The following is a 22360-nucleotide window of genomic DNA, read 5'->3' on the forward strand; positions in this document are numbered from 1 at the left end:
GAAGCCCTGCGAAGAACGGTTCGGAATCTGAACAGCGGCAAACCCTACATGTGGGGCCACATGGGAGCCTGCAACTGCGGCAATCTGGCTCAGGAACTAACGCAACTTACGAAAGCCGATATTCACGCGTATGCATTGCAGGGCCGTGGTGACTGGCGGGAACAAATAGAAGAGTATTGTCCGACGAGCGGTTTACCCATGGATTTGCTCATTGCGGATCTCTTACAACACGGGCTTACGACTACCGATTTACAACATTTGGAACGACTTTCGGATCCGAAAGTCAAGAACCGAATTCCGCTGGAACGCCGGAATCAAATGCGGCACAATGTTCGGGAAGATGTTATGCTCTACCTTCAAACCTGGGCGATTGTCCTGGAAGAAGAGTTATTGGCGGCCATACCCCTACCCGACTTTGAGCGTACGCCAAAAGGCTCGCTCGCGGCATCACTTTATTGAAAGCCACGGGGCTGAGCTACCTCAAAGTAGCCAAAGTCACTCGTAGAGTTTTGCGAGTCCATGAGCACCCGACGCAAGCCAATCGATTTGCTGGTTCGGCGAATGAGTGACTGGGAAGAATACGCCCCTTTCGGCACGTACTGACTGCCCGCATCGACCGATGCTGGTAACTTTTTGGGATACATGAGCGTCTTACTAGGTTGCAAATCCAGCCCATCGAGTATGTACTGATTCGGAATCTGTACCTGAAGTGGCGTACTACTAGTTACGATACGTACATTCGGCGTGGGTACTTTGGGCCATTGCATCACGTTGGCCTTGGTTCGAAACAGTACAATCGCGTCGGTTCCGCCCGGGTTCATTTCCCAGGCCAGATTGGCACAGTAGACCACTCGCAGGTTAGGTACGGCTATATTATCGACGTCCGTCGTTTTCCGGCCTAGTACTACTTCAAAGTCAGCGGTACTTAAATCAACCGTCATTTCTGGTCTTTTTGTTACCAGTTTCTTGCCGTCCGTCGTGGTGTACCCTATTTTATGATTCTGGGCATTCTGAGCGATGACGATACTCTCGCCCGGTCGCACGCGGTACTGACTGCCCGTACCCGGAATCATCACCACGGTATGAGCGTAGCTGTAGGCAGTATTTGTTGTGGCTTTCGAAGGATCAGGAATGTTTAGGGATTTACTCCAGTCGTATTGGCCCGTAGCTGTTACCAGGTACTCGGCGGGTATGGTTTTCGACTGAACTCCGCTTAGAAATCCAATGTACAAACTGTCCGCATATAGGTCGGCATTGGAATTGTTGTATAGTTCTATAAACTGATCGCGGATACCAACGCCGTTAAGCGTATCCGAACCCGCGTAATACACCTGCTTAATCAGCCAGCCGCCCGCAGGCTTCACCCGCAACGTTATGGTAGCCTGTTGGGGGGCGGCCAGACTAAAGCTTTGATTGACCAGTGAATCCATTAGAATCACGTCTTCATCCACGGGAATTCCGGTATGAGCCCGGTATTCATCTATCTGAATCAGACGGCGGGCCTTTACCTGGTAGGTACCTCCCACCATCTCCTCAAAACGTACGATTCCTTCGGCATTGGCGATAGCCCGCCACGGACCTTTACCACTACGGTCTTCCAGTACCACTTCCGTACCGATGGGTGAAAGTCCCGCATTTTTAAGAGCCGGTTCAAGCTCTATCTTGATTTGTATGGTGGTTACATCCAGAGCCGGGTCCAATTCCAGGCGGCAGGAAATCAATCCAAGCCAAAGCACAAGCAAGCTACACCAGCAATAAATACCTTTCATAACGGGTTGTATAGAGCACTCTTACAAGCTTCAAAAGTACACAGAAAAGGCCGGAATGAAAATTTAGGCTACCTTTGCTGCGGTTTTCCACCCCACGTGGAGTGGTCTATCTTTTTTAGGATTGTTATAGCTCCTATACGTAGCCTGAAATGCCTACTACAGGGTCCATTTCAGGTTTTATTATTTTCATCGTTAAAAAACTTGTCTATCATGCAAGCTAAATCGGGCGACAATGTTCGCGTTCATTACACAGGAAAGTTAACCAGTTGAGTCGTTTTTGATTCATCCGCTGGACGGGAACCGCTGGAATTCACGCTGGGTAGCGGAATGGTTATCGCCGGTTTTGATTCAGGTATTACAGGTATGCAAGTGGGCGAAAAGAAAACCGTCCACATTCCAGTAGCCGAAGCATACGGCCCCTCGGATGAAAATCTGGTTTTCGAATTTAATCGCAGTGATCTGCCGAAGGATATTCCTTTTGAAGTAGGTATGCAACTCAACATGCACGCCGATGGCGAAGGCCAGGTTGTACCCGTAACGGTAACAAGTGTATCAGAAGATAAAATTTCTGTAGACGCCAACCACCCCCTGGCTGGTCAGGACCTGGTATTTGAAATTGAACTCGTTAGCGTTAACTAATGATATAGAAAATCCGCGAGTTTCGCTAGGTCGTACTCGCGGATTTTCACTCCGAACTTTCTCTCTTTTAGTACAGTTTAGGGCATAAAATCCAATACCCCGAGCTAGATGAGACAGCGTGTATACCTGGTTGATGACGACGAAGACGACCGGTTTTTTGCCGAACAGGGTCTGAGTGAGAATGCCGATTGTGAAATCAACTTTTTTACGAATGGCGAAGAGCTTATCCGTCATTTACAACACTTGCCCGGACCCCAGTTTCCCAATCTTATCTTCCTGGATTTAAACATGCCCCGCATGAACGGTTTTGAAACCCTTGAGGTACTCAAAACAAATCCGCAATGGGGCACTATTCCTGTCATTGTCCTGACGACTTCGAATAGTATTCGTGAAAAAGAAAAAGTACTGGCCTTAGGAGCGATGGATTTTCTTACCAAACCCAGTGATTTTACTCGTCTGACCGAAGTTCTTGCTTCGCTGAGTCCCTGTTGGCGTGATCAGGCTTAGCCCCACCGGGCAACCAGCCCAGATGCGTATGCTTGAAATCATCCGTATACTTTAATCCGTAGCCCAACATCCGATCCATACAGGAGTGAGCAAAGAGTATTAAACCCGCCAGTTCCACATTCGGCTGCTGGCCGTACCAGCCTAATGTCAGTATGGCCAGAGCCAATCCTTTGTGGTGACCTAGGTTGTAGGTAAAAGCTCCTATTCTGGTCGAAACTGCGTACCCCAACATGGAAAGATCCGGTACTAATAATACCCCCGGAAACACCCACCAGGCAAAATCCATCTGACTAAAGACCAGAATGGAAATCAGAAATTGAATGACTTCTTCGGAACGTAACCAGTTTTTCATCATTCAGACGTTTACGGGATTCAAAAGTAGAAATCAACGTTACTCATTTATTATAATTTGGGCTTACGTACCTCTGGATTAATCAAGTCGCTTTCAATAACGCCATCGCGAAGCCGGATAATACGGTGCGAATATTGAGCGATGTCTTCTTCGTGGGTTACCATAACAATGGTATTGCCTTTGGAATACAACTGATCGAACAGATCCATGATTTCGTAACTGGTCTTCGTATCCAGGTTTCCGGTAGGTTCATCGGCGAGTAGAATCGAAGGGTCATTGACCAATGCCCGAGCCACCGCTACGCGTTGTCGCTGCCCCCCCGAAAGTTCGTTTGGACGGTGATGAGCCCGGTTTTCCAGCCCTACGCCCTTCAGCGTCAACATAGCTTTTTCGATGCGATCCGCTTTGGAGTATCCCGCATAAATCAGCGGTAAAGCCACATTTTCAAGGGCTGTTTGACGGGGCAGTAGGTTAAATGTCTGAAAAACAAAGCCAATTTCTTTATTACGGATTTCAGCCAATTCATTTTCACCCATGCGGCTCACATCCTGCCCATTTAGAATATACGAACCCGAAGTCGGTGTATCCAGACAGCCCACAATGTTCATGAGCGTACTCTTGCCCGAACCCGACGGTCCCATAAATGCTACGTATTCGCCTTTTTCAATGGCAATCGTAATTTCTTTGAGGGCCTCTACCACTTCGGTGCCCATTACGTAGCGTTTGCGGATCTGTTTGGTTTCGATGATATTCATGGGAGATATTCGGGCTCACGCCAGCGATCGGTACATGGCCAGCGTCTGATCAATGCAATCCCGCAGTTGAAAACGTTTCAGTCGTTCTGTTCCCCGGGCTATAAGCTGTTTTTTCAGTTTGGTATCCATCAGCGTCGTTTCCAAGGCATGAATCAGATCATCACGATCGTTCGCTTTAAAGTATACGGCAGCGTCAGCGGCTACTTCACGAAAACATTCGGTATCGCTAAGTAGCAAGGGACAACCGGCTTTAAATGCTTCCAGAATTGGTAATCCGAAGCCTTCGTAAAGCGATGGATACACAAATAACTGCGAATTCTGGTACAAAAAATTCAATTCTTGATCAGTGGCATTTATATGTCGTACGCGGTTACTTAAGCCTAATCGTTGGATCAACTCGCGTTCGGCTACCTGAATCGGACCGCCACCCGTAAGAATCAAATGCAGGTCCGGCATACGCGAAGCTATCTCTTTGAATGCATTGAAAAACAGATAGAAATTTTTGTAGCCACTCCGATCTCCCACAAACAGTACGTACGACTCCGGCAGGTTCGGTAGGGCTTGTACTTGAAGTGGCGTATCTACTTCCATCCCGTGGTAAATGACCTGTACTTTAGCCGGATCAACGGGAAACAAATCCAGTAAGTCTTTTTTCGTAGTTTCAGAAATCGCAATAATGGCATCGGCTCGCTCGATATTCAGCCGCTTCTGTTGCGTCAACGGATCGCGTGCCCAGAAATATTCCGGCATCCGCTCGTAGGTCATGTCGTGAATGGTAACGACCAACGGCTTCTTCAAATAAGGTAAAAAATACGGATCATAGTAAGTAGGATGAAAAACGTCAAACGCGTTTTTCTTTAGTAATTGCTTGCAGTAGTATTGGTTCAGCTGATAATCGTAATTGGGCTTTTTACTTAGCAAACGGTCATACAGCGGACCTTTCAATCGTAACGGCTCCTCATGCAGGTAATGATTCTTCGTGTGCAAAACACCGAGTTGATACTGCATATCAGCCGTATGCCGGATACCCTCCAGAATGGTAGCAAAGTACCGACTGATGCCTCCGTATTTTTGCGTAGTAAATTTCTGATGATCAATAAATATGGTAGACATACGAATTCTTGAAGCGATTAATTTGGATACGTAACAGTTGCCGATACCTCCGCGGAGTATCCGCTATTTATACCTTTATCCAAGTGGATGGTACCAGGTCTTTCGTATCCCAAGTAGGTTGGTTTTTATACCAGCGGGCTGGAGCAATGACCTGTTTGGCCGGATTTGGATTCAACCAGGCTCCCCACCAACTGAACGAACTATTGGCAATGATGTGATGCTGGCAGCGACTCATCAGTACCAAGTCGGCCACGTCGGCATTCGGACCAGTATTTCGTACAAAAACAGAAGTTTCGGGTAAATCAAGATTCTCGTGTACCCAGTCGGGTTCATCACTGAAGACGTAAAATTGGGGATTGGCTACCTGCTGATGCAATTGAGCCAACGCCCGCTGGTAATACTCTAGTCCTAGAAATCCAAAGGTTTGACTGAACTCTGGGTGGTGTACGTAATCGCCCCGGCGGACGTGTACAGAAATCGGAACCGCCGCGGCTTTGATCTGCTCTTCGTATCCTTCAAATTCCGGACTCGGTATTGTCTGGAGCGTTAAATCCTGACGAATGATCGCTGCACTTTCCGCAAAATAGCGTTCGGATTGCCAGAAACCATCGAGCGTAATGCAAGCCGCCCGAGTCTGTAGTGTCGTAGGATCAAAATGGAAATGAGGCTCTTTCAAAAAACGAAACAGCGGGGGCAAGCTCCGATTCGGTAATAGCTTCGTTGCTTTTGAGACGTACAGCAAGGGAGAATCCTGCAGTAAGTGGAGCGGAACCGAAAAATGATTGAGCTTAAACTTACGAGGCGTATCCGTAGCGTATTCCTGGATGAAATAGCTCAAATCCAGGTACAGGCGGGCTCGGTTTTTCAAAGCCAGGTGCCGGGCTACAGCGTACTGAAACAGCTGATTCCCTAATCCACTGGTAATCCTACTTATGATCATTTACATCGGTTTTTACGTGGCGGAGTAATACCGGATTTCCTAGTCAAGGGAATAAACAACGGTTAATTTTCTGTAAAATACGTGTACCAGGCCTAGTTATAAAACAAACGGTACTGAAAGGGCAAAATAATGTTTGACACCGACTAATACTCGGGTAGAATTGGGCCTTGAAATTAAAAAATAAGCCCCGCTTGTCACACGGGGCTATTTACCTTGAAGCCATCATCCTACTTCCACACGAATAGCTTTACTCGTGGGAGACGTAAGCCATCGTTTACTTACTGAAAGTCATTTCGCCGTTTCTCTATCAAAGCCAGCTTTTGTTGATACGTAGGTAAGAACTGTCCGTAAGCCGCAGGATTGTTTTCCTGAAGAACACGTAGCTTATCGGCCGCATAGTTAGTCAATCCCATATCCAAGCACTGGATAATGTAAAGCTGTAAAATCTCGGGCGAATCTTCCCGGTAACGCAGAGCATTGAACAATGCATTATACGCCTGCTGGGGCTGATTCCGACGGTTTGCTTCAGCCGTAAACCGCTGCAATACTTTTACATTTAGCGGACTACGCAACAACTCTCCCGAACCGTCACCCGTCCAGCTTTTGGGGGCTTCCTGTTCCAGCGAAATTTCCCGGTTCAAGAATGCCGCCAGTGGTTTTCGCCAACGATCGCCGCTGGCCGCCGTATCGGCCATGGCCCGGGCGGAAAGTAAGTCAAGCCCCTGCAATTTATTGCCGTGGTAATACGCCAGCAGGGCACTCAAATACTGCAAATCGTCCGCATACGAGGCATTGTCTTCTTTCTGAATGAAGGTTTGCAGAGCAGCTTCCGTTACGAAGGGTGTTTTCCCAGCTTTAAGCTGAGCCAGCGACGCATTGGAAAGTAGAGCGAATTCGGCCAGGGTTAATACCGAATCACGGCTTACGGAAAGTGATGGCTCCGTCGTTTTTCCCGTAATCAAGGCTAGAGCCGACTGGTTGACCTGCACCGGCACATACGCCGAAGCCCGTTGCTCCGCCAACGATTCAGCGGCTTTCCAGTCTCCTTTTCGCAAGTACAGAGCCATCAGGTTCGTGGTGGGCACGCCCGACTGGTTGGTTAAATCAATCGCTTTTTCGTAGTAGTAACGAGCCGAATCCAATCCATTGGCTTTAGCGTGTAGGTACGCCAGATTCGACAGGAGTTCGCCGTTGTTGGGGAAACGTTGCTGAGCTTCACGAGCCGTAAAAAAGGCGTCAAAAGCCAAATCTTCGTTCATCAAACTCCGCGTCAGACCCGCGTAGGCATAGGGTGAGGGCTGCTTGGCCAAGGCTTGCCGGAAAAACCGAGCCGCTGACGCAAAATCACCCTGTATCCAGGCCAGTGAAGCCAGTCCGTAATTGGATTTATGATTCTGGAATTCGAAGGTTACCCCCTGCTGGTAGAAGGTTTCGGCCATACGATAATCCTGCCGGGCCGTCGCCAAATCGCCCTGGGTGTTGTAATAACCCGCTACGGCCTGCTGAATGGGGAAAAAACTGTTGTTGTATAACAGAAGAATGGTCAGAATAACGGATAATCCACGGACGTGAAAACGGTTGAAATACGCCGGTTTGAACAACACCCGGTATACCGCTTTTCCATCCCGCATGAGCGTTCCGAAATTAAAAAATGCGTAAAAGAAGAACAAACCACCGCCCGTTAGGTGCGTATAGCTGATCGCGTCCTCTAGGGCTTCAATGGCTGGATCATTGGCGGTACTGTTTACGTACGCGAGTACGGAGAAACTGACGGCCGCTAACCCCAGGTACAGCAGCGATCCCTGCGGAGCATAGGGCCAGGAAGCGGCCTCCTGATCATCGCGTTTCTTTTGTCCCCAGATCCCCAGAATCGCTGAAATCCCAAAGACTACGAATGGATTCACATACAACAGATTCCAGTCGATCATTTTTGTGTTGTGCAGCTGCGTCAGGAGCAGGTTCCCCAGGTAAAAAAGGGTAAGAAAAGCAAAGTTAGGCAGGCTATTCCGACCCACCTGACTCGTCGCTAACCAGACCAGCCCAATCATAATTTCGAAGGACACCCAGAACGAAAACGCCACCACCAGTACCATCCCGGCGGGGTAGCTAAAGGCCAGTAGATCAGCCGGCGTGGCTTTTCCTACCGTGCAGAACAGAGTCAGTATAAGAGCAACCAGCACGATAAAGGCTACTACGCGTACGCTTAGACTGGCGTAGGTACGAAAGGCCTGAAAATAGAAACTCAGTCCCACTAAGGGTGCTACGACCAGAATGGTAACCAGACGATCCGTCCGGCCCCACACGGCATCCAGTTGCAGGGTACTCAGGAGTATAATCAACACCGTGGTAGCTCCGAAATACCACAACCGTGGCAAAGCCGTACTGGCGGCCAAAGCCAGTATACAGCCCAGCAGGGCTAAAGCTAGGCAAATCCAGTCGTTTACGGGATGCAATACCGACATGGGCGAAGCCACAAACTGTTCGGTCAGGGCGTAGGCCGTGGCCGGAATCTGAAAGGACGAGCCTCCGGCCTGAAACTGATCGAAAACAAAGGGCATCTCGCCCAATTCGCTCAATACGTCCCAGTGAATAACCGAATCAACGCCCTGAAAGGCGAAGAAAACCCAGCCGAGCAATCCGGCGATGAATACAAAAAGACTTACATAAAATAGCCTCTGGTACGACCGGGGCCAGGCACGCCAAAAAGTAGTTGCTTGCATAGCAAGGTAAAGTTCCGGAACTTCCGGTGGGTAATTATGAATAAATGAGATGAAATTAAAACGATACAAAGAACGTTTCTATTGACTATAGGCCCTCCGGATCGCGAACTTTGTTTTTCAATTTCCTCCTCCATTTGTATGTTTTCATCCCAATCCGTACTAAAGCTTTTCAGTTCCAGTGGATTTCTTCTCGTACTGCTCTGTTTCTTTTTCAATTTTATGACCATCAGTTGCAACGATGAACCCGTGGCTACTATTTCGGGCTGGACGCTGGTGAAAGGAGGAAAACCAGATCCCGTCATTCCCAAGTGGACGGAAGGTCTGAGCAATGCCGATATTGAAGAGTTTGGTCAGAACGGAAACGCGGCCCTGACGCAATCCCGCCGTATTCCGATGCAGCCCGCCGCCGCCGTGGTCATCCTCTGCTGTGTCTTAGGGCTGGGCGTTTCCTGGGCTCCCAAACGCATGGCTCCGCTGGGTAGCTTATTGCTTTCAGGACTTGGTTTGACTGCTTTAGGATTTCTTCATTACCACCTATCCGATTTCGATACCATTCTTGATACCGCCTCAGCCGATCTGAATCCTCTCAATAAAGAAGATCTGCAATTTATCCGCCTCTTTACCATCCACTGGGGCTGGGCCTACTGGCTGGCCGTTACTTTGTTGGCATTGATCTTCGGAAACAACCTGTATCATTTGTTGCGAAAACGCTAAGTGCCCTGCACCTTTGTTGTTTATTGTTTTATTTGTGTATGCTCATGACTCAGACGGAAGTAGAATATCGGCACGTTGTCGCTACGTGTAAAGACCTTTTTTTGAAGAAAAACCGCGACTACGGTACGGCCTGGCGTATTCTGCGGCTGCCGAGTCTGACGGATCAGATTTATATCAAAGCCCAGCGAATCCGTCAATTGCAGGAAACGGGCGTTTCGCGGGTAGGCGAAGGCATTATGCCTGAATTCATCGGCATCATCAACTACTGTCTCATGGCTCTCATTCAGCTTCGTCTGGCGGATGATCCCCGCATGGAGATTCCGACGGACGAACTTTCGGCCCTGTACGATCAGGAAGTGAACGAAACCATTCACCTGTTGATCGATAAAAACCACGATTACGGTGAAGCCTGGCGAATGATGCGGGTGGCTTCCATGACCGATATTATTCTGATGAAATTGCTGCGTACCAAGCAGATTGAAGACTTAGGCGGACAAACGCTCGTCTCCGAAGGCGTGGATGCCAACTACCGGGATATGATTAATTACTCGGTTTTCTGCCTCATTCTGATGTCTCAGGCTCAAGCCGAGCAGTAAACGGATTTCCCTTAACCGACCCCCGCTGTATGCTGCGTTTGCTACTCTTGATTTGCCTGTACCTGGGTTTACACACGGGCGTCTATGCTCAACTTGACTCTACCGCTCGTACAAAACCTGTCTGGAAATCGTTTGTAGTTCCGGTGACGCTGATGACGGCCGGACTGGTGACGCAGGGAGCCATCAGTCGGGAAGTACGGCGAGAGGTCCGCTCGGCATTCCCCAATTTTCATACACCCGTTGACGATTACCTGCAGTACGTTCCCACGCTGGTGCCACTGGGTTTAGGAGCTTTAGGCGTAAAGGGAAAACACGCCCTGAAGGATCAGTTGATTCTCATGGTCCTATCCCAGGGAGTTGCTCAGAGTGTTACGCAGGGTATCAAACATCTGGTGCGTTACCCTCGCCCAAATGGAGAAGACAATCTTTCCTTCCCTTCCGGCCACACGACGTTTGCCTTTACGGGGGCGGCCGTTCTGGCCAAAGAATACGGCGAACGAAGTATTTGGTACAGCATTGGTGGTTACGGCGTAGCTATGGGCGTGGCATCGTTACGCGTGATGAATAACGAACATTGGCTCGCGGATGTCCTATTCAGTGCGGGGCTGAGTATGGCGGCAACGGAAGGCGTGTATCGCGTGTATCCCTGGGTTCAACGCAAGATCTTACGGAAGCTATTTCGGCAGAAAAACATGGCCCTGATGCCCTACTATTCCGGATCAGCCTATGGTGTAGCGATGGTGATGCCTTTATAAAAAAACGTCCCGAATTACTTCGGGACGTTTTAAAAACTTAGAAGGGATAACCAACGGCAATATTTAAAATCAGGTTGTCTTTCCGCCAGTCACGATCCCGAAAATTAATTTTATCAAATACCCAGCGTTCATTTTCGGCCAGGGCGGGATTTCGTAACGGCGTAGCCAAATCAAAGCGTAGTACGAAATAAGTTACGTCCAGGCGTAAGCCAATCCCGGCCCCAATGGCTACTTCTTTGAGGAAGTCTTTCGAGAACACGGCGGTTTCTCCGTACAATGTGGGATCTTTATACATCCAAACGTTCCCGGCATCAACAAATAAGGCTCCTTGCAGAAACTTGTTGAATTTGGTTCGCAGCTCCGTATTCGCTTCCATTTTAATATCACCACCCCCATCTTGCAGCAGAATAGTCCGACCAGCGGGTCGCAGATATCGACCTGGTCCAATACCCCGCGGACGGAAAGCACGAATACTATTACTTCCCCCCACAAAATACTGTTTGACAAAAGGCAGGCTTGACGAGTTTCCGTAGGGAAGACCCGCTCCAGCAAATACCCGAGAAGCCCAGGTAGTTGATGGTGTAAGACGCAAATAGTGTCGGGTATCAACATCTGCCCGGACATATTGAGAAAAAGCTACGTCGAATACTTTCTTTTGTCCATCTCCATTCCCGTCTTTAAAAAGTAACCCCGCTGCATTACCCGCCGGTTCAAAATTAAAAATCAACTGTTGCGAATACCGAGATTGACTCTGCGGTGAGGAGTTGAAATGCAGCGTATACAAGCTGCTAGGAATAAGCTGCTGATTTTGTACAATAGCGATGTATTGACTGGCTAATGCTGGATCAGTGATAGCTTCGTAATACAAATCACCCAAACTATTGGTCGGAACGTATACATAGGTCAGACTCAAGGGAATAAGCGTATGTTCTACCTTGCTACTTCCCCGGAACGCGTAACCAAAGGATCCCGTAAATGAATTCAGGCGGTAAAACTGACGCCGTACAATCGCCTGATATCCTAAGGTAAGGTTAGTTTTAGGCAGTACTTGTCGCCGGTCGTAATCGATGGCAATGGGACTAACTAGTCGGGGGAACGTAAGGGTAGCATTCAGCCCGTAACTGAAGTTCGACACCCCTTGGCCCCCAGCCCCTAACTGAGCCTCTATCCCACCCGTGGCATTGATGGTCAATAATTCAGCCCGTTTGAAAAAGTTGCGGTTTCGCCAACTTAGCGTCAATTGGGAACCAGCTAAACTATTGGATTTGGAAGTACCTGCAATTTCAGCTCGCAGCGACTTTTTAGGATAAGGCGTCAGATAGTAGTGAACATCCAAAACCGTTGAATCACCTTGGGTATCAGGGGCAAAACGGTTACGCACAAATTTAAAGGTTCCTAAGTTAATGAGTCGGGATAGCGTAATATCCTGAACGCGGCTATTGTACCGACGTCCTGGTTTGAAACCAATAACGCTATGAAATAGGCGTTCATCGTAGGTTCGGGAAGAATCTACTACCTGAAAACCTGCAGTGGTACGAAAAGCTTCCCGCCGATTGGTATCCTGTACCGCATTATTAAGTGTATAATTAGGATATATATAAACATTTCGAATATAATACTGTCGAGCCGCTGCTTCGGGCATTTCTGGTTTCAGAGCTAGATAAAGCTTGGCTTTGTAGTTATTCGTGTTGGTATCACCGAGAATAGCAACGTAATCTGGGTTAAAGTAATAGTACCCTTTTCGCTTCATCTCCTGCGTGATTCGCTCACGTTCTAGCTTTAGATTATCTAACCGATACGGTACCGGAGGTTTTAATAAAGTCTTCTCCTGAGTCAGCTTAAAATCTTTTCCCACCAGAGCGGTATCGGTAACGAAGCGTACGGAGTCAAGCGTATAGCGGCGATGGACTCGTACCTGATAAATTCCTTTTGCTTTGTACCCCTTTTCTTCCAGTTTTCCTGCTACTTCGGAGTGAAAATATCCTTCATTTTGCAGAAAGGCTTTCCAAATGTTGGCGTTCGTAACGACGGATCGAGAATTGGCAAATACAGGCTCTTGTCCTAATTTTCGACGCAAGCTTGCTCTAAAGCTGGAGTCTTTTTTAGGCTCTCCAATGACGTAGTATAACCATACACGATACGGAAAACCAAAGATCTGGCTATTGGGTTTGGGCCGGGCTAAACCAGCCAGCTCCCCCTGTAAGGCTTTGCGATCTTTTTTACTGACCCCTTCAAAAGGCAACATTTCAATCTCAGTGCCACTATATAATCGTTCTTTTTCGGGTATATACTTTTTCACATTACAACTCACAACCAGAGTAGTAATGACCAGTGCAAAGAGACTTTTGTAAACCGAATACTTCAAGGGATGATATGGTTAAAGTGGTTCGAATCTGTTATTCAATTTTTTTCTTGCCGAATATTTGTCGGAATGTGTTGTAATCCAGGTTGATGACAAACCCGATACCGGTTTCAATCACGTAGCCTTCAATGACATTTTCCAATTCGTTGACCCGATACGCTCGAACCATGTACCGGCCATCACGGGTAATATTATAATTAATCGAAAGGTTGTCAAAGACCTGAGCATTATTCCTCTGAATTCCCGTATTGTCTTCTAATACGAAGTTTTTACCAACACTCACCGACAAACGACCATTAAAGAAACTTTTCGACAAGCCCACGTTTAAGTCCGTTTTAGTGGCAGTAGAACCAGCAGCGGCATTGTCATTATTATTCGCATAATCGCTTGAAGAGTTAAGACCAATGTTAAGGTCTACTCCTTTGATTACATTAGAAGCCAGTCTATCGAGCTGTTGTGATAGAATTTTACTAACACTACTACGAGCCAAGCTTTCAGCATTGAAGCCTCCCCCGCTGCCCGAGAAAAAATCAAATGAATTCTGTGGCAGGAAGTTACCCAATACCAGCAAGGCAAAAACCTGCTTGTTAATCTCAGATTCGTCTTGACGGAATTGAGTTAGTTTGCCTTCTACGGCTTCCCGAATCTGAGCATCAATACCCAATGCATTTTCAACTAGGTCAATATCGAAGCTTAATTCTGGGGCTGCCAGATTGCCTTGCATTTTCAAAGCAACATCAAATGGCAATTTGTTAGCATACGCATTACGACTTTGCAGTTTAGATGAAGTGCTTGATTCTTCACCTTTCTCCTCATTTTTATCGATCTCATTTTCTACCAGTTCAGAAGCCCGTGCATTCACCCGGTACAAGGCCGTAATGTCGAGGTCCGCTTTTAAAGGATCGCCCGCGAAAACAATGCTACTTCCCTTCTGAATGTTGAAATTCCGTTTAAGCACCTGATAAGTCAAAGAATAAGCTCCTTCGGTTACGTCATAGCGACCAAAAATGCCCAGCGTACCCGATTCATCCATGGTTACATTCAAGCGGGCGTTTCCTTTCACGCGTAGGTTATCTCCACTTTGCTCATCCACTACCACGCTAAACTCAGAGGCCTCTGTCACTTCCAGGTTCAGCGAAATGCTGGAATTGGCTAATTGATCGAAGCGAACCTTAGTATTGAGCGTATCACGTTTGGGCCGTATTAAGTAACGGGCCAGAGCAGTCGTATCGTTGGGCTGGATGAAGGTGATAATTCCTTCGGAATCTTCAGCCGAGGGACCCGAATCGGGAACGATCATCGTTACATCACTGCCATCATCAATTTTTAAATTACCTACGACGGAAGGGCTGCCACCCGTACCGCGGATGCGGAGGTCAGCCGTCAGCGTGGCGTTTCCGTATACTAAATCATTATCGCGGCGGGAAGCATTCAGTACACTGAACTGATTGGCCGTTACCTGCAAGTTGTACTTCACATCGGGCAGATTGGCGATGTTCACCGTTCCATCCGTAGTCAGCATACGCCCCAGACTGTCTTTTAAATCAAATTTGTTGAGGCGAATAGTTTCGTCGTCGAACACAATCGTCTCATCGTCAATCTGATAGGAAGCATTTACGAAGGCCAAATTGAATCCAACGTCCTGGAAGCTAATCTGTCCGTTCAGGCGAGGTTTAGCAACGGCTCCTTTCACGGTCATTTCCCCCTGTAATTGTCCTTTGGCTTGCCGTAGTTGTCCAAAACTAAAGGCTTCAATCGTTCGGGTATCCAGTCGCCGCAGCTCTACCTTTAGATCGAGAGCTTTATCGGTCGAGGACGGATTGTAAAAACCGCCTACGTGCAAGTCGTTGGTCGCTCCCTTCAGGTTGGCCTCGACCCCAATCCGATTGTCATCCTGATTGGCAAAACGGGCCTCCAAGGTTCCCAAAGCCTTTTGCATCACGTCCAGACTGTCGATTTTTAAGTCGCCAGTAAAGCTGAGTTTCCTGTCCGTACCCAGGTAGTCTTTCACCACTACATCGCCATTCAGGGTACCTCCTACCAGCGTACTATCCTGATTGGCCAATGTTGCCAGATCGGACAGAATCAGGTTTTTAAGCTGTATGTGCAAAGGAGCATTCGGACGTGGTTCGGTACTGTTGATCGCCAGCGACTGATTATTGGTTTCCAACACGAATTTCTCAGCCAGTACTCCTTCTTTACTGTATCGGATATAGCCCGTCGTGTCGGAAGTCCAGTACCGATAGTTGGTCAACAACGCCTGTCGATCCAGGTGTAACTCATAGGCGTTCTGCTGAATCGCTACCCGGCCCGCAATTCCGAAACGATCGGCATTCACCGAATCTTTATTGATGACTTTAAAGCGTACCTGATTGTCGGCTGCCGAAGCTGAAATACTCGTGGGATATAAGTGCATGGACTGCGTCCGTACTTCACCTACCTGCCCGTCCAGTACCAGTTGCCGCCCATTCCCACTAAGTTTTAGATTCGCTCCCGAGACCACCGTGGTATCGTATTCAATGGTACCGGCGGTTACGGAAACGTTAAGCGTCGAATCTGCCCGTTTACTATCGAGAGTAGCCTCAATTTTCACGGGCTCCAGTCGAGACAGTCCCGGTACAAACGCCAGTAATAGCGGATGTTGGCGTACCCGCATTCGCAACGTAAAGTCCGTCGCTGATTTGGGTGCTTTGATCGTTGTATCGGGTAGAGTTACGTATTTGTTTACTTCCGTCATGGCGGCGGCGGCCAAATCAGCATACTGGAAGTTTCCGCCCAAGTCCAGATCGACAAAGGGCGTACGGGCCATGATGGTTTTGCTGGTACCCTCGGCATTGGCCGTCAGATACAGCGAATCAACGGGATAGTTCTGGCCTTTGAGTTGCAGGTTGAGATTTTCCGTTCGAAGTGTACCAATCAGTTTTTCGGGATTTGTCGAGGCAAAGTCCATCTGTACGTTGCCCTGTACCTGGAAAGGCTCCGCGTAGAGTTTCAAAGCATACAAATCCAGTTGCTGAACCGCCAGGGTACCCTTCACACTCGGGTACTCTTCCTTCATATCGGCATTAACATTCAGATTCAATCGAGCATTAGGGTCGTTGATGCCACCCTGTACATCCAGCAGACCCTGCTTCAGACTGCCTTTCGCGGCGAATTGCCGATAGGTGTACCCGTTGTACGTAGCTTCCGGAACGTTAAGATCGAACGCAGTAGCCATCGTTTTCGGATCGATCCCACGTCCGTCTACCGTAGCCGTAGCCGTTATTGCTCCGTACTGTTTGGGTTGTCCCAACCACTTACCGAGGTCAAGGCGATCCAGCGTCGCTTTTCCGGCGTATACTTGATTTTTACCCGTCACGAAGTTTTTCAATGCTCCGTCAAAGGTTACGTTTCCGTAGGAAGTATTGAGGGCAATATCCAGGTCAATATCATTTAAACGTCCCTTGGCCTGACCCGTTAGCTTCAGTTGGGAAGGAATACTGATGGAATCAGGTATTGAGCCTTTAGGAGCCAGTTTTTTTACATCCGCCGAACTAGTCGTTGCGTTTTCCAGCACAATATCCAGACCCATTTTAGCCGGATCAGTCGGGTACGAAACCCGTCCACGAGCTTTAATACGGGTAGCTGAGAGTACAGAAAACTCCACCCGGGGCAAGTTCAGATTCGCCAGCGTACCCTTCGCCTGAATGGTCGCACTGACTACCGCCCGCTCGTTTCCTTTCAGGGGCGGCGTGTTCGCCAGCGTAGGCATAATGGTCAGTACATCGGCAAACGAAACTTTGTTTTCCACCATATTTACATCCACCAGTACCCGTTTGGCTTCGGCCGCCCGTGTCAATTGTCCCAGCGAATCAAACTTGATCACGAGCCGATCTTTGAGTAAGGTACCCGGTGTCTGTAAAATGAAATTGGTCAGTCCAATTTGTTGCGGACTGTAAAAGACATCCGCTGCAAAGCGTTGCAGATTCAGGCCACTTTTTTCTTTGAAACTACCACCCCGCAACTGAGCCTTGATCAGGTTGGGCTGATACACCAGGTTTTCACCGGCTAGCGTAAAGCCCTGAATATCCATGTGCCCATAATCCAGTCCCCGGGCCTGGCGTGGAGCGTTTTCGTTATCAAATTTGATATGATTGTTTGCAAAACGAACTCGCCCCAATGAAGCTTTCCAGCCAGCGTTGGGGTCTTGCGGTTTTTCTTTATTATTGGGAGCGGGCGGAGCTTCCGGCTTGGGTGCCGATTTGCCCAAGGTAGCCGTGATTTCGGAATTCATCAGCTCCAGCGACCGAATCAGAGCCTGCTGCCCTTCTAAATACAATTGATCGCCAGCCAGATTCAACTGGCCTACTTTGCCTTTGGTACGGAATTGAGCCGTTTCGACGTTTACGTCCCAGTTGGTGCGACTGAGTTGCCAGTCGCCCATGCGTAAATCCATCGTATCGCCGGGTACCGTCGCCGCATCGTTTACTTTATTGGGAATGTCGATGCCTGGGTACAGGCGAGCGTACGCCGTTAGGCCACTGGATTTAATCTCCGCTACGTGATACCGGGATTCGGCCGGATTTATTTCATCGAATTTTCCGCGTAGGGTATCCACTACCAGCCGTACATCGGCTCCGGCAATATCATCTACGTAGTGAATGCGTACGTCATTGAGTCCGACTTCCGAAAGGCTCAGTTGAAGTGGAGCCGAAGTGGTATCCGCTGGATCGGCGGGTTTGCCCGAAGCAAACGAATTGATTAGAAAATTAAAGTTGAACGCTGTATCGGGTAAGGTACGGGTTACATTTAACCGGATCTTGTCCAGTTCAATCGTATTTAAAGCGATGCGTCCCTGAATCAGTCCCAGCATATCCAAATCTACCCGCATCCGTTTACCACTGAGTAACGTATCGCCTTTGGGCGTTTGGAAATACACATCTTCAAGCTGAATCCAATCGGGAATCTGGTAGCTGATTCGGCCAATGGCAAAAGGCGTTTTCAGTTTGGTAGCCAAGTATCGATTGACTTGCCGCGTTACGAATGTTTGTCCCCAATCGGTTAGGCCCAATACCAATAAAAAGGCTATGATCGTGATCAATAGCCCACCAATGGATAGCAGCGTAATTTTTAGTACTTTTTTTAGCTTCATAGATACTTTTTACATCAACCGCGGCCTATAGCTACTTATTACACAAAAGGGATACTCCATTCCCGAAATGTTTATCAACTTGGGGAATACTTTCAAAGGTTTTTTCAAAAAAACCTCAATGTGGGGATTATTTTCTACTATTTTTCAAAGACTGAGTATTATTACTTAATTTCCCGAAACATCCTTAAAAACCCTTTATACTCTTCGATTAGCCTTTTACCTTTGTCTATACGGACAAGTTCCGCCGGCTGATCCAATCACTTCCTTCTTTTGTCTGTATTTGCTTATGAAATTACTTGCTCACCTGAGCCGAATTGTGGTTGGGATCATTTTCATCTTTTCAGGTTTAATTAAGCTTAATGATCCCGTTGGTACCCAGATCAAGCTAGAGGAATACTTTGAAGTCTTTGCTCATGATTTTTCGTTCATGGCGGGCTTCTGGGAAGCCTTAGTACCGTATGCCCTATTCTTTTCCATTGTACTTTGTTCCCTGGAAATTCTTGCGGGAGTAGCCCTGCTGGTCCAGTGGAAGCTTCGGCGTACGGCCTGGTTTCTGGTACTGCTGTGTACCTTCTTCGCCTTCCTGACCTTTTATTCCGCCTATTTCAATAAAGTAACCGACTGCGGCTGTTTCGGGGAAATGATCAAACTGCAGCCCTGGACTTCCTTCTGGAAAGATATCGTCCTGCTGGTACTGCTTCTGGTGGTGTTGTGGCAACGTGCGGTATTTCGCGATACCCGTACAACGGGGATTATGCTGCTTGCCGTCTTGTTCTGCATCGGACTGGGTTGGTACGCCGTTCGCTATCTGCCTCCCTACGATGGACTGGCGTATGCCGTAGGCGAAAATATTCCCAACAACATGAAGAACCGCGAGCCCTTCCGTTTCAAGTACCGCATGGAAAAAGATGGAAAGGAAAGTGAGTTTGACGAATACCCCAGTGATACAACCTACGTGTTTAAGGAAATGATTGGCCCATTGAATCCAGATGCAGGCCCCCGCATTACCGATTACCGTTTATGGAATGGCGATACGGACTACACGCAGGCTTCTTTTCAGGGGAATCACTTGTTTCTGATCATTCAGGATGTCAACAAAGCCCATCTAGGTACACTGGATGAAATTAAAACGTTACTGAAAAGTCTGGAAGGCACGGGCATTCAACCCGCCATTCTGACTTCTTCGACCGAGGAAGACTTTAATCGATTCCGCCACGAACATCAATTAGCCGTACCCTATTATTTTGCTGATTTTAAAGTTCTTAAAACCATTGTTCGGAGTAACCCCGGCTTGTGGCTGCTCTCGAAGGGTACCGTGCGGGGTAAGTGGAGTTATGCGAGCGTTCCTTCCAAAGAAACCATTCTTGAAAAAGTAACTCCCTAACGTTGCTCTTTTGCCAGAGCGGTGGACAGCTGCTGCCGGGCAGGCTATCAGTATCTACAGAATTCCACATTCATACGGCTTTCGCTCTGGACAATGGATCGTTCCTATTCATTGATCATTTCATCAGGAGCCAGTGAGTGAACTGATCAGGAGCCTGACGGAACTTTCAGCCATTGGGCTTTACTGAACCCACCCGTTACTAAATCCGATTATTTTTTTAAATCCTCCTCCCTCGTTAAAAAACGTATATGAAGAACATTTTTCTACTCGGCATGCCTTCGTCCGGGAAAAGCACACTGGGGCGAACGCTGGCTCGAGAAATTGGTTACGAATTTGTGGACATGGACAAGCGGATCGAAATCCGCGAATTGCTCACCATTGCCGAAATTTTTAATCTGAAGGGAGAAGCGTATTTCCGTACTGTAGAAAGTGAACTCTTACGTAGCTTACCCCAGGATACCGGATTGGTCGTTTCGACGGGTGGTGGCGTACCTTGTTTCCATGATAATATGGCTTATATCAAAGAACATGGGGTTAGTATCTTTCTGGACGTACCTCCGAAAATTCTGGCTGACCGTATTTTACATACCCGTAAGAACGATCGCCCGCTACTGAGCACCGAAAAACCGAATGAATTACTGGACACGCTGGAAAAGAAAATTGCCAATCGAAGAAGCTATTATGAACAGGCCGATGTAACCATTGCTGGCGAAACGGATGTACAGAATCTACTTGAAATTCTTCGTCACCTACAGGTCATTTCTTAGTTCTAAGAGCATGCAATAAAAAAGGACGCTGTTTGTTTGAGACAGCGTCCTTTTTTATTGCATGCTCCCCTACTTAGAAGTAAGTACCAAGCGTTAAAATCGCATTGGTCGTCTGGTTCTTAATTTTAGCCGACGCGTAATCGTTCGTATTCGCTAAAATGTAAGGAGTATAGGCCGTCGTCTGCTGCCCGTGGGTAACAGCCGCATCGATGTAAAAACGGTCGGTTTTGTACCCTACGCCCGCGGAATAAATGTAGCGACTACGATCTAAGGAATTGAACTGAGCAATTTGCTTGTAAGGATCCTGGTAATAACTTACCCCCGCCCGCAGACTAACTTTATCAATCCGATATTCGCCCCCGACTTTCAGGTTTACTACGTTACGATACGTACTTCTGATTAGAGAATTACTATAGCCATCTCTTAAGTCCTGGGAAGCATTCTGATCATCCGAAGACAATTTCATTCCCGTGTAATTCACGTACTCAGCATCCGCTGAAATGAAACCATTTTTACCGAAGAATAAGCCAACACCCCCGGTTAGTTTGGTTGGCGTACGCAAACGATAGCTGGACTCAAAAGGCAATACCGATAAGCCCGGTACGCTCGTAAGGTAATTGACGCCATTAATGGCATTTAGTCCGTATCCGTTTCTCCGTAGGACATCCGGTAAATCGGGGCTGTATTCAGGAAAGGTACCTTGACTTATTTCATAAGGACGAGCCAGACGGGTTTGTAAACTTTGTCCCGCCGATTCTGTAATGTTGAACCAGGTTGGGCTAGTCACCGAAACGCCAATGCGTAGCAGGTCGTTGGGTCGATAGATTAACCCACCAGACAAATTAAAGCCTCTGCCATTGGTTGATAAATCATTCGTATACGAGAACCCACTCACGCCTGCCGGATCCTCATAGTCCTCATTCATGGTTTTCGTATTCGTATAATTCATTCGGGCCAGCGAAAAGCCCACACCAACATACAACTTATTCATGTAATTAGCTCCGTAGGCAAAATTCCAGCCACTCGTGTACCCCGTACTGGTGGACAAAAAATTCTGGTTTGCCGCCTTACCTAATTCGATACCACTGTAGGGATAGCCGATCTGACTACCCAGCTGCGGATCAATCACTAAGCCGTAGTAGTACATGGAGGTAGGAAAATCAAATACGGTACCATTATTGTATAGGTCGTTTTTAAAGTCTCCTACAACAACCCCTTGCTGCGATCCGGTTGCTTCCTGATTGGCGTATTCTGCGAAGAAATCAGACATGGAGCTGGCGTTATTGCGATCTCCAAAACGGATGGTATTCTTAAAGATATTCTGTCTGGAATAGCTGATCCCAAAAGAACCACCCTGCCATCCCCCCGAGCGAACGGGGTTTCGGTTTTTGCTCGAGAATACGACGCCGAGGTTACCTATAGCCAGCTGATTAGCACTAGCATTTTGTGTATTGTTGATGTATTGAGAGGCGTTGTTACTCGTGCTAAACAGGGGTGAAATGCTGAGTTCCGATCGCGTGTAAAACCCTAAGCCAGCCGGGTTTCCACTAATGTTCGAGACATCCGCCCCAATTGCTGAGTGATTACCGCCCAAAGCCTGCATACGGGCAGAGCCTTGTGGATTCGTTTGGGAAAACATTCGGGACAATGACTCGTAATTATTGTCCTGAGCATAGGCAGCTCCTGAAAGTAACACCAGAGCTGCTAGATAAGTAAGACGTTTCATGGTCAGCAGTAAGAGACTCGATCAAAGTACGTGTAAGGCTAAGCCAAAAAGCAATGCCAGTAATTAAAACGGCTAATTCCGCTCTTAAATAACGAAAACCCCGTCAAATCATGCCGATTGACGGGGTTTT

Annotated in this window: 16 protein-coding genes and 1 pseudogene; 8 read left to right on the forward strand and 9 right to left on the reverse strand. The window is 47.8% G+C overall.

Translation table 11 applies throughout. The features are described 5' to 3' along the window. Nucleotides 1-459 (forward strand): hypothetical protein (locus ACOJTG_RS15230; RefSeq protein ID WP_420154611.1); only part of this gene is annotated, 459 nt, incomplete at its 5' end. Here ACOJTG_RS15230 and ACOJTG_RS15235 read toward each other — a convergent pair. Continuing rightward, entirely contained in the window at nt 453-1769 is a 1317-nt protein-coding gene (locus ACOJTG_RS15235) for a DUF4876 domain-containing protein (protein WP_420154612.1), read from the reverse strand. The two genes, ACOJTG_RS15230 and ACOJTG_RS15235, sit on opposite strands and share 7 nt — an antisense overlap. A gap of 285 nt (nt 1770-2054) precedes the next feature. On the opposite strand from ACOJTG_RS15235, the pseudogene ACOJTG_RS15240 reads away from it, so the two are divergent. Further along, nucleotides 2055-2408, forward strand: a pseudogene (locus tag ACOJTG_RS15240) (FKBP-type peptidyl-prolyl cis-trans isomerase); the annotation flags it as partial. Between the two features lie 108 nt (nt 2409-2516). Then, complete coding sequence (locus ACOJTG_RS15245; protein ID WP_420154613.1) at nt 2517-2915, forward strand: response regulator; 399 nt, start codon at nt 2517-2519, stop codon at nt 2913-2915. Here the strand turns inward: ACOJTG_RS15245 and ACOJTG_RS15250 are convergent. From ACOJTG_RS15250 to ACOJTG_RS15270, 5 genes are all read right to left on the reverse strand, one after another. Next, entirely contained in the window at nt 2857-3267 is a 411-nt protein-coding gene (locus ACOJTG_RS15250) for a DUF4260 domain-containing protein (protein WP_420154614.1), read from the reverse strand. The two genes, ACOJTG_RS15245 and ACOJTG_RS15250, sit on opposite strands and share 59 nt — an antisense overlap. A gap of 50 nt (nt 3268-3317) precedes the next feature. Next, the gene (locus ACOJTG_RS15255) at nt 3318-4022 is read right to left on the reverse strand and encodes an ABC transporter ATP-binding protein (RefSeq protein ID WP_420154615.1); all 705 of its coding nucleotides are present in this window, start codon (nt 4020-4022) and stop codon (nt 3318-3320) included. 15 nt (nt 4023-4037) lie between these two features. Next, nucleotides 4038-5135: a glycosyltransferase family 4 protein gene (locus tag ACOJTG_RS15260; RefSeq protein ID WP_420154616.1), complete on the reverse strand. Its 1098-nt coding sequence runs from the start codon at nt 5133-5135 to the stop codon at nt 4038-4040. Between the two features lie 67 nt (nt 5136-5202). After that, on the reverse strand, nt 5203-6075 hold the full coding sequence (locus ACOJTG_RS15265; RefSeq protein WP_420154617.1) for an alpha-1,2-fucosyltransferase: 873 nt from the start codon (nt 6073-6075) through the stop codon (nt 5203-5205). Between the two features lie 278 nt (nt 6076-6353). After that, complete coding sequence (locus ACOJTG_RS15270; protein WP_420154618.1) at nt 6354-8795, reverse strand: tetratricopeptide repeat protein; 2442 nt, start codon at nt 8793-8795, stop codon at nt 6354-6356. Between the two features lie 246 nt (nt 8796-9041). On the opposite strand from ACOJTG_RS15270, the gene ACOJTG_RS15275 reads away from it, so the two are divergent. Genes ACOJTG_RS15275 through ACOJTG_RS15285 form a run of 3 tightly spaced genes read left to right on the forward strand, consistent with a single transcriptional unit; the run spans nt 9042 to nt 10860 of the window. Next, a complete protein-coding gene (locus ACOJTG_RS15275) occupies nt 9042-9509 on the forward strand; it encodes a hypothetical protein (RefSeq protein ID WP_420154619.1) in 468 nt (155 codons plus the stop codon). Nucleotides 9510-9553: 44 nt separating this feature from the next. Further along, on the forward strand, nt 9554-10105 hold the full coding sequence (locus ACOJTG_RS15280; protein ID WP_420154620.1) for a DUF1599 domain-containing protein: 552 nt from the start codon (nt 9554-9556) through the stop codon (nt 10103-10105). A gap of 29 nt (nt 10106-10134) precedes the next feature. Next, nucleotides 10135-10860, forward strand: a complete 726-nt coding sequence (locus ACOJTG_RS15285) for a phosphatase PAP2 family protein (RefSeq protein WP_420154621.1) — start codon at nt 10135-10137, stop codon at nt 10858-10860. 37 nt (nt 10861-10897) lie between these two features. Here ACOJTG_RS15285 and ACOJTG_RS15290 read toward each other — a convergent pair whose 3' ends face one another. Beyond that, entirely contained in the window at nt 10898-13225 is a 2328-nt protein-coding gene (locus ACOJTG_RS15290) for a BamA/TamA family outer membrane protein (RefSeq protein WP_420154622.1), read from the reverse strand. Nucleotides 13226-13256: 31 nt separating this feature from the next. After that, complete coding sequence (locus ACOJTG_RS15295) at nt 13257-18353, reverse strand: translocation/assembly module TamB domain-containing protein (protein WP_420154623.1); 5097 nt, start codon at nt 18351-18353, stop codon at nt 13257-13259. Nucleotides 18354-18639: 286 nt separating this feature from the next. Here ACOJTG_RS15295 and ACOJTG_RS15300 point away from each other — a divergent pair, with 286 nt between their 5' ends. Both ACOJTG_RS15300 and ACOJTG_RS15305 read left to right on the forward strand, forming a co-directional pair. Beyond that, nucleotides 18640-19737 (forward strand): BT_3928 family protein, encoded by a 1098-nt coding sequence (locus tag ACOJTG_RS15300; protein ID WP_420154624.1) that lies wholly within the window; start codon nt 18640-18642, stop codon nt 19735-19737. A 248-nt stretch (nt 19738-19985) separates the two neighbouring features. After that, on the forward strand, nt 19986-20504 hold the full coding sequence (locus ACOJTG_RS15305) for a shikimate kinase (protein ID WP_420154625.1): 519 nt from the start codon (nt 19986-19988) through the stop codon (nt 20502-20504). A gap of 73 nt (nt 20505-20577) precedes the next feature. Here ACOJTG_RS15305 and ACOJTG_RS15310 read toward each other — a convergent pair whose 3' ends face one another. Beyond that, nucleotides 20578-22230, reverse strand: coding sequence for an OmpP1/FadL family transporter (locus ACOJTG_RS15310; protein WP_420154626.1), 1653 nt, complete (start codon nt 22228-22230; stop codon nt 20578-20580). Nucleotides 22231-22360 lie beyond the last annotated feature (130 nt).

The organism is Siphonobacter sp. (genome assembly GCF_048595215.1).
Lineage (GTDB): Bacteria > Bacteroidota > Bacteroidia > Cytophagales > Spirosomataceae > Siphonobacter.